Source organism: Burkholderia cepacia GG4 (assembly GCF_000292915.1).
GTDB classification, from domain to species: domain Bacteria; phylum Pseudomonadota; class Gammaproteobacteria; order Burkholderiales; family Burkholderiaceae; genus Burkholderia; species Burkholderia cepacia_D.
The window spans coordinates 1,221,936-1,236,256 of the sequence record NC_018513.1 but is presented as its reverse complement, the minus strand read 5'-3'; the positions used below and the strand labels follow the sequence as shown (position 1 = coordinate 1,236,256).

At 68.7% G+C, this 14,321-nt stretch carries 13 protein-coding genes; 1 reads left to right on the top strand and 12 read right to left on the bottom strand.

Annotation, left to right across the window (positions count from 1 at the left end; genetic code table 11):
• Positions 1 to 83 precede the first annotated feature (83 nt).
• The 12 genes from GEM_RS05605 to GEM_RS05545 form a co-directional block, all read right to left on the bottom strand.
• Positions 84 to 701 carry a DUF4126 domain-containing protein gene (locus GEM_RS05605; protein WP_014896473.1) on the bottom strand — a complete coding sequence of 206 codons (618 nt, stop codon included), beginning with the start codon at positions 699 to 701 and terminating at the stop codon, positions 84 to 86.
• Positions 702 to 923: 222 nt separating this feature from the next.
• On the bottom strand, positions 924 to 1,244 hold the full coding sequence (gene sugE, locus GEM_RS05600; protein WP_014896472.1) for a quaternary ammonium compound efflux SMR transporter SugE: 321 nt from the start codon (positions 1,242 to 1,244) through the stop codon (positions 924 to 926).
• Positions 1,245 to 1,411: 167 nt separating this feature from the next.
• A complete protein-coding gene (locus GEM_RS05595) occupies positions 1,412 to 1,696 on the bottom strand; it encodes a DUF333 domain-containing protein (RefSeq protein WP_014896471.1) in 285 nt (94 codons plus the stop codon).
• A gap of 143 nt (positions 1,697 to 1,839) precedes the next feature.
• The gene (kdpE, locus tag GEM_RS05590; RefSeq protein WP_014896470.1) at positions 1,840 to 2,538 is read right to left on the bottom strand and encodes a two-component system response regulator KdpE; all 699 of its coding nucleotides are present in this window, start codon (positions 2,536 to 2,538) and stop codon (positions 1,840 to 1,842) included.
• Complete coding sequence (locus tag GEM_RS05585; protein WP_014896469.1) at positions 2,531 to 5,380, bottom strand: sensor histidine kinase; 2,850 nt, start codon at positions 5,378 to 5,380, stop codon at positions 2,531 to 2,533. The genes kdpE and GEM_RS05585 overlap by 8 nt, the downstream gene beginning before the upstream one ends.
• 142 nt (positions 5,381 to 5,522) lie before the next feature.
• Positions 5,523 to 6,104, bottom strand: coding sequence for a potassium-transporting ATPase subunit KdpC (gene kdpC / locus GEM_RS05580; protein WP_014896468.1), 582 nt, complete (start codon positions 6,102 to 6,104; stop codon positions 5,523 to 5,525).
• Between the two features lie 27 nt (positions 6,105 to 6,131).
• Positions 6,132 to 8,216 (bottom strand): potassium-transporting ATPase subunit KdpB, encoded by a 2,085-nt coding sequence (gene kdpB, locus GEM_RS05575; protein ID WP_041490457.1) that lies wholly within the window; start codon positions 8,214 to 8,216, stop codon positions 6,132 to 6,134.
• Positions 8,217 to 8,270: 54 nt separating this feature from the next.
• A complete protein-coding gene (gene kdpA / locus GEM_RS05570) occupies positions 8,271 to 10,076 on the bottom strand; it encodes a potassium-transporting ATPase subunit KdpA (RefSeq protein ID WP_014896466.1) in 1,806 nt (601 codons plus the stop codon).
• Positions 10,073 to 10,165 carry a K(+)-transporting ATPase subunit F gene (gene kdpF, locus GEM_RS05565; protein ID WP_006752209.1) on the bottom strand — a complete coding sequence of 31 codons (93 nt, stop codon included), beginning with the start codon at positions 10,163 to 10,165 and terminating at the stop codon, positions 10,073 to 10,075. Before kdpF ends, kdpA begins: the two co-directional genes overlap by 4 nt.
• 321 nt (positions 10,166 to 10,486) lie before the next feature.
• Positions 10,487 to 11,461: a quinone oxidoreductase family protein gene (locus GEM_RS05555; protein ID WP_014896464.1), complete on the bottom strand. Its 975-nt coding sequence runs from the start codon at positions 11,459 to 11,461 to the stop codon at positions 10,487 to 10,489.
• A 574-nt stretch (positions 11,462 to 12,035) separates the two neighbouring features.
• On the bottom strand, positions 12,036 to 12,428 hold the full coding sequence (locus GEM_RS05550) for a methylglyoxal synthase (RefSeq protein ID WP_014896463.1): 393 nt from the start codon (positions 12,426 to 12,428) through the stop codon (positions 12,036 to 12,038).
• A gap of 55 nt (positions 12,429 to 12,483) precedes the next feature.
• Positions 12,484 to 13,263 (bottom strand): SDR family oxidoreductase, encoded by a 780-nt coding sequence (locus tag GEM_RS05545; RefSeq protein WP_014896462.1) that lies wholly within the window; start codon positions 13,261 to 13,263, stop codon positions 12,484 to 12,486.
• 210 nt (positions 13,264 to 13,473) lie between these two features.
• On the opposite strand from GEM_RS05545, the gene upp reads away from it, so the two are divergent.
• Positions 13,474 to 14,124, top strand: a complete 651-nt coding sequence (gene upp, locus GEM_RS05540) for a uracil phosphoribosyltransferase (RefSeq protein WP_006478229.1) — start codon at positions 13,474 to 13,476, stop codon at positions 14,122 to 14,124.
• Positions 14,125 to 14,321 lie beyond the last annotated feature (197 nt).

The following is a 14,321-nucleotide window of genomic DNA, read 5'->3' as shown; positions in this document are numbered from 1 at the left end:
GTGCCAGCCGAAGCGGCCGGCATGGCGGGGCCGCCCGGCCGGGGACGGGTCGGCATGCTGCCGCTCGACGGGTGGCCGCGCCTTCAATCGCGCTTGCCCCCGATCGAGTTGAGCCGCGTCACCATGTGGTTCGCCATGCCGCGGAAACCGCCTGACACGCCGCGCCACAGGCGCGGCAACGCCCAGGCCGACGCCGCGATGAACGCCGCGAGCAGCACGAGGAACGCAAGCGGGACGAAGAATGCGAGCGCAAGGCCGCCGAACACGAGCCCGTCCTCGGTGGACGACGCGACCCAGTTCGAAATCGGTTCGGGAGACAAGTTGATCAGCGCGCGGGTGCCAGCCTTCGCGACGTGCGCGGCACCGGCGAGCGAACCGCCGGCCAGCCCGGCGACCGCAAGCACGGTCGGATCGGCATGGCCGAGCGCACCGGCGGCAAGCACCGCGCCGGCCGGAATGCGGATAAAGGTGTGTACGGCATCCCACAGCGAATCGAACGCGGGAATCTTGTCGGCAAGGAATTCGGTGACGGCGAGCACCGCCGCGGCGCCGATGACCCACGGCGACATCAGGACCGCAAGCGTATCGGGCAGATGAAGCCAGCCGACCCGCGCGAGCACGCCGGCGATCAGCACCGTCAGGTAAAGGCGCAGCCCGCTCGCCCACGCGAGCCCCGCGCCGAGCGAAATGGCTTCGATCATGGCCCTCTCCTTGCACTTTGCGTGCGCTTTGCCGATTGATCGGATCGAGTCGGTATGACCGGCCGCGCGGCGCGTGGCGACCGGCGCCGCCTGCCGCGAACGGCGCGACGGCAATCAGGCCCGAATGCGTTCCATTATAGACAGGCAATCAGGCGGGCCGGCGCAATTCCGCGCCGCACCAGGGCCGGGCACGGGCACCGGGCCGCGCCCGGCAGGTCGGCTTCAGGCGGCCGACGACAGCTTCAGGCCAATCAGCCCGAACACGATCAGCGACGCGCTCGCGACCCGGGCGACGGTCAGCGCCTCGCCCATCATCACGATGCCGAACACGAACGCGCCGACCGCGCCGATGCCCGTCCACACCGCATACGCCGTGCCGAGCGGCAACTGGCGCATCGCGACCGCGAGCAGCCCGAAGCTGGCCAGCGCCGTCACGATCGTAAACACCGACGGTCCGAGTTTCGTGAAACCCTCGGACGATTTCATGCCGGCCGCCCAGGCCACTTCCAGCAAACCGGCGATCAACAACAATACCCACGCCATCTCGACGTACTCCGTATCGGATGGGGCCGTCCCCGTTGAAGCGAATGACCCGGGGTCGTCCCCGGGCGGCGCCGAGTATAACAAGAGGCTTACGGGGATGCCGGATGCGGTAGCCCGCGGCCAATGCGGAATCCGGCTCGGGTACGGCCCGGCCGCGTCCGCCCCGCTCAGTTCGACACGCGCTTGGCGTCGCCACCGCCGACGCAGCGGTCGTCGCGGTACAGCGCCCATTCGTCGCACACGCGGCCGTCCTGGAAGACGCACATCCCGACCTGCCCGCGCGGCAGGTTGCGGATCACGTGGCGGCCGCCGAGCTTCACGCAATTGGCCGATGCGGGATTGGCGAGCGCCGCCTGCGGCGCCGAAGGCTGCTGCCCGGGCGGCAGCGGCTGAGCGAACGCGCCGGGCGCAGTCAGCGCCAGCGCACAGATGACGACCAGACGGACGGACATTGCACGCTCCTCGATTTCGTTCGCGGAACGGTCAGCATAACGGGGAATGGGTGGCCAGTGTGCACGGCCGGCACACGCGGCGGCGATGTCGCGCCGATGCAACTTCGCCGGTGGGCGACCTTGCATTCCGGCGGAAACACGCGTCACGCGGCGCCGACGAGCCGATAGCCGACACCGGTTTCGGTCACGATGTGCTCGGGCTGCGCGGGATCGCGCTCGAGTTTCTGGCGCAGATGCGCCATGTAGATGCGCAGATAGTGATGGCTCTCGACATGCGACGGCCCCCACACGTCGCGCAGCAGCTGGCGGTGCGTGAGCACGCGCCCCGCGTGCCGCACGAGCGTCGCGAGCAGCCGGTACTCGAGCGGCGTCAGGTGCACGATCTCGCCGTCGCGCCACACCTGGCGCAGCGCAAGATCGACGGTCACGCTGCCGAAGCTGACCTTCGGCGACTCGTTCGCGCCGCCCTGGTTGCGCCGGCGCAGTTGCGCGCGGATGCGCGCGCGCAGCTCGGACACGCCGAACGGCTTGGTCAGGTAGTCGTCGGCGCCCGCGTCGAGCGCGGCGACCTTCTCCTCTTCCTGCGTGCGCGCCGACAGCACGATCACCGGCACCTCGGACCAGCCGCGCAGTTCGCGGATCACGTCGAGCCCGTCGGTATCGGGCAGGCCGAGATCGACGATCACGAGATCGGGCTTGCGCGTCGCCGCGTCGATCAGCCCCTGCTTGCCCGTCTCCGCCTCGAACACGGCGATGTCCTCCTCTTCGAGCGCGGCGCGCACAAAGCGGCGGATCTGTTTTTCGTCCTCGATCAGGACGACGGTCAGGCTCGGTTCACTCATGGTCTGGCAATGGCTCGGATGGGGACGCTCCGCCGGGCGCGTCGAGGTCTTCGTCGGGTACGGCTGGCACGGCCGGCGGCGTCTCCACCGGCAGCGTGAACCAGAAACGCGCGCCCGTCACGCGGCCGTCGGGCGCGGTACGGTTGAGCGCGCCGATTCTACCGCCGTGCGCGTCGACGATCGCGCGGCAGATGGCAAGGCCGAGCCCGATGCCCGGTGTCGCCGATTCCTTCTCGCCGCGCGTGAACTTGTCGAAGATGCGCGTTTCCATCCCGGCCGGCAGGCCCGGGCCGTGATCGTCGACGTGCACGCGCACGAACGGTTGCCCGTCGTCGGTCACGCGTTCCGCGCCGACGTCGATCGGCGCATCGGCCGGCGTGTACTTCGCCGCGTTCTCGAACAGGTTGGTGAACAGCCGCTCCATCAGCACCGCGTCCATCTGCAATAGCGGCAGGTCGGCCGGCAGCGACACGCGTGCAGGATGGTGCGCGAGCACGCGCTTGCAGGCGGCGAGCGCGGCGCCGACGGTCTCCTCGAGCAGCGACCACTGGCGCTTGAGCTGCAGGCTGCCGGCCTGCAGCCGCGCCATGTCGAGCAGGTTCGTGACGATCCCCGTCATCCGCAGCGCCTCGTCGTGGATCGCGTCGACGAGCTCGCCTTCGCGCTGCGCGGAACGCTCGGCCGCCGTATCGCCGGCCGGCGTGTGCGGCGCGGCCGCGCGAGCGTTCGCGAGCATCGACGAGAAGCCGACGATCGTCGTGAGCGGCGTGCGCAGGTCGTGCGAGATGGCCGACAACAGCGAGTTGCGCAGCCGCTCGGATTCCATGTTGACGAGCGCGTCGCGCGCGATCTCGACGTAGTGCACGCGCTCGAGCGCGAGCGCGATCTGCGCGGCAAACGCATCGAGCATCCGCAGCTGCTCGGGCACCTCGAGTTCGCGCGGCTCGCGCGACGCGACCGCGAGCACGCCGCGCGTGCGCATCGGCGCCTTCAGCGGCAGGTACAGCGCGGCGGTCGCGGGCAGCGTGTCGGTGCCACGGCCGGCCGGCTTCTGCTGGTCGTACACCCACTGGCCGACGTCGCAGTCGAGATCCGCGCCCGTCAGCGTGACGGCCGCGTCGGGTTCCTCGATCTTCTGCCGCACCTGGTCCGCACTGTCGGGCAGCAGGAACGCGACGCGCGCGCGGAACACCTCGCCCACATGGCGGCTGCCGATCTCGACGATCTGCTCGGTCGTCAGCGCCGCGCCGAGCTCGCGCGCCATCGCATAGATCGCGCCGGTGCGGCGCTCGCGGCGCTGCGCAATGCTCGCCTGGCGCGTCAGCGTCGACGTCAGGTGGCTGATCACGAGCGAGGTCAGCAGCATCCCGAAGAAAGTCAGCAGGTATTGCGTGTCGCTGACCGAGAACGACATGCGGGGCGGCACGAAGAAGTAATCGAACGCGGCGACCGACAGGAACGACTGCAGCACGCCCGGGCCGCGCCCGAGCCGCACGGCCGAGAACACGACGCCGAGCAGGTACAGCATCACGAGGTTCGTGAGGTCGAGCCGCTGCGCCACGATGCTCGCGACACCCGTGATCGCCGCGCAGATCGCGGCCGCGTACAGGTAGTGACGCGGCGGCGAACGCCGCAAGCCGAATTGCGCGAACGCATCGCGCCAGTCGCGTGCGCGCGCGTCGAGCGGCGCCGCGCGCACTTCGTCACTCGCTGACGCGCGGATCAGCATCAGGTCGACGTCGCCCGCGCGTTCGGCCAGCTTCTCGCCGAACGGCCGCGCGAAGCGGCGTGCGAGTCCGACCTTCGGCGAGCCGCCCGCGACGATCTTCGACACGTTGCGTACCTTCGCATAGCCGATCAGCGCAGCGACCGCATCGTCGCCGGCGAGCGTGGCCGTCTCCGCGCCGAGCTCGACCGCGAGCTTCAGCGCATCGAGCGTACGCTGCCGCCGCGCGTCGGGCAGCCGCTGCAGCCGCGGCGTCTCGACGTACACGGCGATCCAGTCGGCCTTCACGCTCGCGGCGAGCCGCGCGGCCGCGCGCACGAGCGTCGGCGCTTCGGGGCCGGGCCCGACGCAGACGAGCAGCCGCTCGCGCGCCTGCCAGATCCGCTGGATCGAACGGTCGGCCCGGTATTCGCGCATCTGCGCGTCGACGCGGTCGGCCGTGCGGCGCAGCGCCAGCTCGCGCAGCGCGATCAGGTTGCCCTTGCGGAAGAAGTTGCGCACCGCGCGCTCGGCCTGCTGCGCGAGATACACCTTGCCGTCGTGCATCCGCTCGAGCAGTTCCTCGGCCGGCAGGTCGACCAGCGTGACCTCGTCGGCCGCGTCGAACACGCGGTCGGGCACGGTCTCCCACACGCGGATGCCGGTAATCGCGCCGACCACGTCGTTCAGGCTTTCCAGATGCTGGACGTTGACGGTCGTGTACACGTCGATGCCCGCGTCGAGCAGTTCGTAGACGTCCTGCCAGCGCTTCAGGTGGCGTGCGCCCTGCACGTTCGAATGCGCGAGCTCGTCGACGAGGATCAGCTGCGGTGCGCGCGCGAGCGCGCCGTCGAGATCGAATTCGGCGAGCGTGCGGCCGCGATAGTCGATGCGTGCGAGCGGCAGCACGTCGAGACCGTTGAGCAGCGCGGCGGTTTCGCCGCGGCCGTGGGTCTCGACGATGCCGACGACGACGTCGACGCCGTCCTGCAGGCGCTGGCGCGCGGCCTGCAGCATCGCGTAGGTCTTGCCGACGCCGGCGGACGCGCCGAAGAAGATCTTGAGCTGTCCGCGCCGCTGCTTTTCTTCGTCTCGCTGCAGCTTGTCGAGGAGTTGGTCGGGATCGGGGCGGTTCATGCGTAGGGAAGGCGGAGCGCCGGATTGCGCGCGAGTACAGGCATTGTTGTTCCAAATCGCCGCAAAAGGCAAAGACGGCGCATGCGCCGTCGTGACAGGCCGGTCCAGCGCGACACAAGCCGCGCCGGGCGCCCGGATGCGTTCAGTGCGCGGCCTGCGCCGCGTCGAGCGCGAGGTTCAGCTTCAGCACGTTCACGCGCGGCTCGCCGAGCACGCCGAACTGGCGGCCCGCCGTGTTCGCGGCGACGAGCTGCGCGACCGCGTCGGGCGCCAGGTGGCGCGCCTTCGCGACGCGCGCGACCTGGTACGCGGCGGCGGCCGGCGTGATCTCCGGATCGAGGCCGCTCGCCGACGCCGTCACGAGGTCGACCGGCACGGGCTGCGACATGTCGGCACCCGCATCGTGCAGCGCGGCGATGCGCGCCTTCACCTGGTCGGCGAGCGACGGGTTCAGCGGGCCGAGGTTCGAGCCGCCGGAGCCGGTCGCGTTGTACGGCATCGGCGACGTGGCCGACAGCCGGCCCCAGAAGTACTTCGGCGCGTCGAACTGCTGGCCGATCAGCGCGGAGCCAACCGCCTTGCCGTCCTTCTCGATCAGGCTGCCGTTCGCCTGCGACGGGAACACGGCCTGGCCAAACACGGTCATCACGGCCGGGTAAGCGAGCCCCGTCACGACGGTCAGCACGACAAAGATCACGACGAGCGGGCGAATCAACGTTTTCATGATGGTTCTTCCTTCAAATGCGGCGCATCAGGCCCAGCCGAGCACGGCGAGCGTCATGTCGATCAGCTTGATGAACGGGAACGGCAGCAGCACGCCGCCGAGGCCGTACACCAGCAGGTTGCGGCGCAGCAGCGACGCGGCGCCGAGCGGCCGGTAGGTGACGCCCTTCAGCGCGAGCGGGATCAGCGCGACGATGATCAGCGCGTTGAAGATCACCGCCGACAGGATCGCCGATGCCGGCGACGTCAAATGCATGATGTCGAGCACGCGCAGTTGCGGGTAGGTCGTCACGAACGCGGCCGGGATGATCGCGAAGTACTTCGCAATGTCGTTCGCGATCGAGAAGGTCGTCAGCGAGCCGCGCGTCATCAGCATCTGCTTGCCGATCTCGACGATCTCGATCAGCTTGGTCGGGTTCGAGTCGAGGTCGACCATGTTGCCGGCCTCCTTCGCCGCCTGCGTGCCGGTGTTCATCGCCACCGCCACGTCGGCCTGCGCCAGCGCCGGCGCGTCGTTGGTGCCGTCGCCCGTCATCGCGACAAGCCGCCCGGCCGCCTGGTGCTCGCGGATCGTCGCGAGCTTGGTTTCCGGCGTCGCTTCCGCGAGGAAATCGTCGACCCCTGCTTCCGCCGCGATCGCCGCGGCCGTCAGCCGGTTGTCGCCCGTCACCATCACGGTCTTGATGCCCATCTTGCGCAGTTCCGCGAAGCGCTCCCTGATGCCGCCTTTCACGATGTCCTTCAGCTCGATCACGCCGAGCACGCGCGCCACGCCGTCATGCAGGTCGGCCACGACGAGCGGCGTGCTGCCGCGGCGCGCGACGTCGTCGACTGCGCGGCGCACTTCTTCGGGGAAACGGCTGCCGTGAGTCTCGACATAGCGGCGAATCGCATCGGCCGCGCCCTTGCGGATCTCGCGCCCGGGCAAGTCGACGCCGCTCATCCTCGTCTGCGCGGAAAAGCCGAGGAACGTCGCATGCAGTTGCGCCATGTCGCGCTGGCGGATGTTGAAGCGTTCCTTCGCGAGCACGACGATGCTGCGGCCTTCCGGCGTTTCGTCGGCGAGCGACGACAGCTGCGCGGCGTCGGCCAGCGCCTCCTCGGTCACGCCCGGCGCGGGCACGAACATCGACGCCTGGCGGTTGCCGAGCGTGATCGTGCCGGTCTTGTCGAGCAGCAGCACGTCGACGTCACCGGCCGCTTCCACCGCGCGGCCCGACGTCGCGATCACGTTCGCCTGCATCATCCGGCTCATCCCGGCCACGCCGATCGCGGACAGCAAACCGCCGATCGTGGTCGGGATCAGGCACACCAGCAGCGCGACGAGCGCGGTGATCGTCACCACGTGGCCGGCCTTCATGGCTTCGACCGAGAACATCGAGAACGGCAGCAGCGTCGCGGTCGCGAGCAGCATCACGATCGTCAGCGCGACGAGCAGGATCGTCAGCGCGACCTCGTTCGGCGTCTTCTTGCGCTTTGCGCCTTCGACCATCGCGATCATCCGGTCGAGGAACGCCTCGCCGGGGTTCGCGGTGACCTTCACGACGATCCAGTCGGACAGCACGCGCGTGCCGCCCGTCACCGACGAGAAGTCGCCGCCCGATTCGCGGATCACCGGCGCGGATTCGCCGGTGATCGCCGATTCGTCGACCGATGCGACGCCGTCGATCACCTCGCCGTCGGCCGGGATCACGTCGCCGGCCTCGACCAGCACGACGTCGCCCTTGCGCAGATCGGACGCGGTCGTGATGCGGATCGGCGACTTCGGGTGCGGCTCGTTGAGCTTCTTCGCCATCACGTCACGCTTCGCGCTGCGCAGCGACGCGGCCTGCGCCTTCGAGCGCCCTTCGGCAAGCGCTTCGGCGAAGTTCGCGAACAGCACCGTGAACCACAGCCACAGCGCGATCGCGAGGATGAAGCCCGCGGGCGCCTCGGCCTGGCCGGAGAGTGCCGCGATCCACAGAACCGTGGTGAGGATGCTGCCGACATACACGCAGAACATCACCGGGTTGCGGAACTGCGTGCGCGGCGTGAGTTTCTTGAACGAGTCCACGATCGCCGGACGCACCAGCGCCGGATCGAACATGGACCGTGTTGCGGAATGTTGAGTCATTGCGATCTCTTCAAGCTCTTCAGTCTTTTCAATGTGTCGCCATGCGCTCGCGCGTCACGCGCCCAGCCACATCATCAGGTGCTCGACGCCGGGGCCGAGCGCGAGCGCCGGCACGTAGGTCAGCGCGCCCACCAGCATCACGGTGCCGAGCAGCAGCACGACGAACAGCGGACCGTGCGTCGGCAGCGTGCCGCTCGTCACCGCGATGCGCTTCTTCGCGGCGAGCGAGCCGGCGATCGCCAGCACCGGCACGATCGTGCCGAAGCGGCCGAACCACATCGCGATCGCGGTCATCCAGTTGTAGAACGGCGTGCCGACCGTCAGGCCCGCGAATGCGCTGCCGTTGTTGTTCGCGGCCGAGCTGAACGCGTACAGGATCTCCGAGAAGCCGTGCGGGCCAGGGTTCGCGATGCCGGCCTTGCCCGCATCAGCCAGCACGGCGATCGACGTGCCGACCAGCACGAGCAGCGGCGTGAGCAGCACGACGATCGACACCATCTTCATCTCGTACGATTCGATCTTCTTGCCGACGTATTCGGGCGTGCGGCCGATCATCAGGCCGGCGACGAACACCGCGAGCAGCGCGAACACGAGCATCCCGTAGAGGCCGGAGCCGACACCGCCGTAGATCACCTCGCCGAGCTGCATCAGCAGCATCGGTACGAGACCGCCGAGCGGCGTCAGCGAATCGTGCATGGTGTCGACCGCGCCGCACGACGCGGCCGTCGTCGCGACCGTGAAGATGCCGGTCTGCGCAATCCCGAAGCGCGTTTCCTTGCCTTCCATGTTGCCGCCCGGCTGCAGCGCGCTCGCCGACTGGTCGACGTGCAACGCGGCCAGCGTCGGGTTGCCGGCCTGCTCGGCGCTCACCTCGACGCCGATCGCGACCGCGAACGCCACCGTCATCGCCGCGAGCACCGCGATGCCCTGCCGGCGGTCACCGATCATGCGGCCGAACACCAGGCACAGCGCGGCCGGGATGATCAGGATCGCGAAGATCTGGATGAAGTTCGCGAACGGCGTCGGATTCTCGTACGGGTGCGCGGAGTTCGCGTTGAAGAAACCGCCACCGTTGGTGCCGAGCATCTTGATCGCTTCCTGCGACGCGACCGGGCCCATCGCGAGCGTCTGCTTCGTCAGCTGCGTCGGCACGGTGACCGCGTTACCCTTGTCGTCCTTCACCGGATTGCCCTGCGCGTCGAGCTTCGGCGCAGCATAGGTGCTCGTCTGCAGCACCGGCACGTCCTGGTACGCCTTCATGTTCTGGATCACGCCCTGGCTCATCAGCAGCGCGGCGATCACCACCGACATCGGCACGAGCACGTACATCGTCACGCGCGTCAGGTCGACCCAGAAGTTGCCGATCGTCTGCGCGGTGTGGCGCGCGAAGCCGCGGATCAGCGCGATCACGACGACGATGCCGGTCGCCGCCGACAGGAAGTTCTGCACGGTCAGGCCGATCATCTGCGTCAGGTAGCTGACGGTCTGCTCGGGCGTGTAGTCCTGCCAGTTGGTGTTGGTGACGAAGCTGACGGCCGTGTTGAATGCGCCGTCGGCCGTCATCGCGCCGAATTGCTGCGGGTTGCCGGGCAGGAAGCCCTGCAGGCGCAGCAGACCGTACAGGAACAGCGCGCCGAGCGCGTTGAACGCGATCGTGGCGATCGCATACTGCTTCCAGTTCATTTCGGTGCCGGCGTCGACGCCGGCCATGCGGTACAGCGCGCGCTCGAGCGGCCCGAACACGCGCACGACGCGCGAACTGCCGTCCATCACGTTCGTCAGGTAACGCGCGCACGGCACGGCCGCCGCAAGCAGCACGACGATGAACAGCAGCGTCTGCAACAGATTGTTCGCGTTCATTCGATGTCCTCCGCGCGCAGCAGCGCAAAGACGAGATACGCGAACAGCAGGGCCGTCGAGGCGCCCGCCAGCCAAAGCATCCAGGTCATGCGCGCCCCCCGCGGCCGTATTGCGCGAGCTTCTCGCAACCGGCAAGCAAACCGAGGATCAGCGCGGTGAACAGCACCAGTGCGCCGATGAAAACCCCATCCATTTTTGTGTTCTCCGTCGTCGAAATCAGACAACTAGAACCTTATGGGAACGCACGTAAAGGACGGGTCAAAGATAATCGGGCCGGTATAAAAAACGCGTAAACGCGCGCGGCGGGGAACGGCGGGGGGAAAGTTCAGAGCGACGGGAAACAGGACGGGCGGCGGCCGGTGCCGCCCGCGAGGGTGCGTGCCGGCGCGGTGCCGGCACGAAGGGATGCGTCAGGGAACGAGGATCGTCGAGCCGGTCGTCTTGCGCGACTCGAGGTCGGCATGCGCGCGGCCGACTTCCGCGAGCGGATAGCGCTGGTTGATGCTCGTCTTCACCTTGCCCGACAGGATCACGTCGAACAGCTCGGCGGCCGCGGCTTCGAGATCGGCGCGCTTCGCGATGTACGAGAACAGCGTCGGCCGCGTGAAGAACAGCGAGCCGCGCGACGAGAACTCCTTCGAGTCGATCGCCGGCAGCGGGCCCGATGCATTGCCGAAGCTGACGAACAGCCCAAGCGGCGCGAGGCAGTCGAGCGAACCGATGTAGGTGTCCTTGCCGATCGAATCGTAGACGACCGGCACGAGCGCATCGTTCGTGATCGCCCTCACGCGCTGCGTGAAGTTCTCGCGCGTGTAGACGATCGGGTGGTCGCAGCCGTGCGCTTTCGCGAGTTCGGCCTTCTCGTCGGAGCCGACCGTGCCGATCACCGTTGCGCCGAGCGCCTTCGCCCACTGGCAGACCAGCAGGCCGACGCCGCCCGCCGCGGCATGGATCAGGATCGTGTCGCCGGCCTTGACCGGATACGTGCGGCGCAGCAGGTAGTGCGCGGTCAGGCCCTGCAGCATCACCGACGCCGCTTCGTCGTAGCTGATGCCGTCCGGCAGCTTGACGAGGCGATCGGCGGGCAGCACGCGCTCCTGCGCGTACGCGCCGGGCGACGACCACACATAGGCGACGCGGTCGCCGGGCTTGAACGCGGTCACGTCATCGCCGACCGCCGTCACCTCGCCGGCCGCCTCCATCCCGAGCCCGGCGGGCAACGGCTGCGGATAGAGGCCGGTGCGGAAATACACGTCGATATAGTTGAGCCCGACCGCATGCTGCTTGACGCGGACCTGGCCCGCCTGCGGCTCGCTGACCTCGACGTCGACCCACTTCATCACCTCCGGTCCGCCCGCCTGGTCGTATCGGATTGCTTTCGGCATCGTTTCGCTCCTCGTTTGTCTGGAAATTCCGTTCGGCAAATGCGTCGCTGCCCGCGAACGGCGAGGCATGCGGACGTGGGACACTGCGCGTGATTTTCGCGCGTCGCACGCGGTCACGCTGGGCGTCGCCGCAATCCCTTCACGGTCGTAGGGTTTTCGCGAAAAACGGCCGGCACGCGACGTGCATTCCGGCGGATGGTGCGACATCCGATCCGTCGCGGTCATGCGTTCGTCTCGCGTGCGGCACCTATGAGCTGAAGCGTTCCGGCGAGACGACGCGACGACCGGCATTGCCGGCAGAAAGTGCGTGGTGACGTTCTGGAACATCCCCGGCTACATGAACGGCCGTGGCGGACACATCGACCTGATCGACGGCGCTCGCGCCCTCTGCAGTTCGGATTGCTACCGGGCCGCATCCACCGTGTGGTTCTGGCCGTTACGATGACCGGCCGGCCGCGATCTCGGGCATCGCATGTTGCGCCTATGTCGGCACCGTCAACGTTCTGCGCCATCTGTCACATGTCGTCCACACGACAGATGGCGGCGAGCGTGCGCACTCATGTGTGGCGGCCGCCTAGCAAACGTCCTGCATGTTCCGCGCCAGATCGTCGAGCAGCATCCGCGCGGTCGCGACGTTGGTCGCAACCGGCACGTCGTGCACGTCGCACGCGCGCACCAGCGCGGTGATGTCCGGATCGTGCGGCTGCGCGGTCATCGGGTCGCGCAGGAACACGACGATGTCGACACGGCCGTCGACCAGTTCCGCACCGATCTGCAGGTCGCCGCCGCACGGCCCCGACAGCTTGCGCTCGACCTCGAGCCCGTGCGCGGCGGCGATGCGGCCGCCCGTCGTGCCCGTCGCGACCAGCCGGCATTGCGCCAGCGTCTCGCGGTACCGGCCCGCGAGCGCGACGATCTCGTCCTTCTTCGCGTCGTGCGCAATCAATGCAATGCGGGGTTTGCTCATCTCCGTTTCCTTCGTGGTTCGATTGTTGTCGTATGGGTGAATGGCGCTGCGCGCGTCAGAACGTGCCCGGGTACGCGCCGCCGTCGAGCAGCCAGTTCTGCCCGGTGATATAGCCGGCGTGCACGCTGCAGAGGAACGCGCACGCCGCGCCGAATTCGGCGCGCGTGCCGAGACGCCCGGCCGGGATGTCCTTCGTGCGCCGCGCGCGCATCTCGTCGACCGTCACGCCCTGCGCCTGCGCCGACGCCGCGAGCGTCGTCGCGATCCGGTCGGTGTCGAACAGCCCCGGCAGCAGGTTGTTGATCGTCACGCCCTGCCCCGCGACCTTGCGCGACAGCCCCGCGACGAAGCCGGTCAGCCCCGAGCGCGCGCCATTCGACAGCCCGAGCACGTCGATCGGCGCCTTCACGGCCGAACTCGTGATGTTGACGATCCGGCCGAAGCCGCGCCCGATCATCCCGTCGATCGTCGCGCGGATCAGCTCGATCGGCGTCAGCATGTTCGACTCGAGTGCGCGGATCCAGTCGTCATGCGAGAAATCGCGGAAGTCGCCGGGCGGCGGGCCGCCGGCATTGTTCACCAGAATGTCCGGCTGCGGACACGCAGCGAGCGCGGTCGCGCGCCCGTCCGGCGTCGTGATGTCGCAGGCGACCGCAGTGATCGACACGTTCGACGCCGCGCGGATCTCTTCCGCGGTTTCCTCCAGCGTGTCGCGCGTGCGCGCGACGATCACGAGGTTCACGCCCTCGGCGGCCAGCGCTTCCGCGCAGCCGCGCCCGAGCCCCTTGCTCGCCGCGCACACGAGCGCGGTCTTTCCTGCGATGCCGAGATCCATCGTCGATTCCTTTATGGCGACGCGCGCCGGCGCGGCCCGGCCGCGCCGCCGACCAGGCGAACGGGCGTGCGCGACGCGCGGATTGTCGTGAGACGTCGATAATATCCGGATCGCGCGGCGCGCCTTGGTAAAATTGCGGCCATAAGCGGCAGCCGGCCTGGCGCCCGCCGCCGCCCCCCGATCCCCTTTTGCCGCCAAGGCACCCCCGTCATGAAACAGGACAGCCGTTTCCCGAATCTCTTCATCACCGATCACCCGCTGATCCAGCACAAGCTCACGCACATGCGCGACAAGGACACGTCGACGCGCACATTCCGCGAACTGCTGCGCGAGATCACGCTGCTGATGGGTTACGAGATCACCCGCAACCTGCCGATCACGACCAAGCGGGTCGAAACCCCGCTGGTGGCGGTCGACGCGCCGGTGATCGCGGGCAAGAAGCTCGCGATCGTGCCCGTGCTGCGCGCCGGCATCGGGATGTCGGACGGCCTGCTCGACCTGGTGCCGTCCGCGCGCGTCGGCCATATCGGCGTGTACCGCGCCGAAGATCACCGCCCGGTCGAATACCTGGTGCGCCTGCCCGATCTCGAGGATCGCATCTTCATCCTGTGCGACCCGATGGTCGCGACCGGCTACTCGGCCGTGCACGCGGTCGACGTGCTCAAGCGCCGCAACGTGCCGGCCGCGAACATCATGTTCGTCGCGCTGGTCGCCGCGCCCGAGGGCGTGCAGGTGTTCCAGGACGCGCACCCGGACGTGAAGCTGTTCGTCGCGTCGCTCGACTCGCACCTGAACGAGCACGCATACATCGTGCCGGGCCTCGGCGACGCGGGCGACCGCCTGTTCGGCACCAAGAACTGACGCACCGGCGCCGCCGGGCCCGCGCGGCCGGGCGCGCCGCGACGGCTCGCCCAGGCGTTCGGCCATGCGCGGCGGCCCCGAAACGACGGTCGCCGCGTGATAAAATCACGTTCCACTCGACACGCGCGGCCCCGCGGCATCACGCCCGCCGAAACGGCCGCCGATTCAACGACACATTGGCATAATCGCCCGCGCAG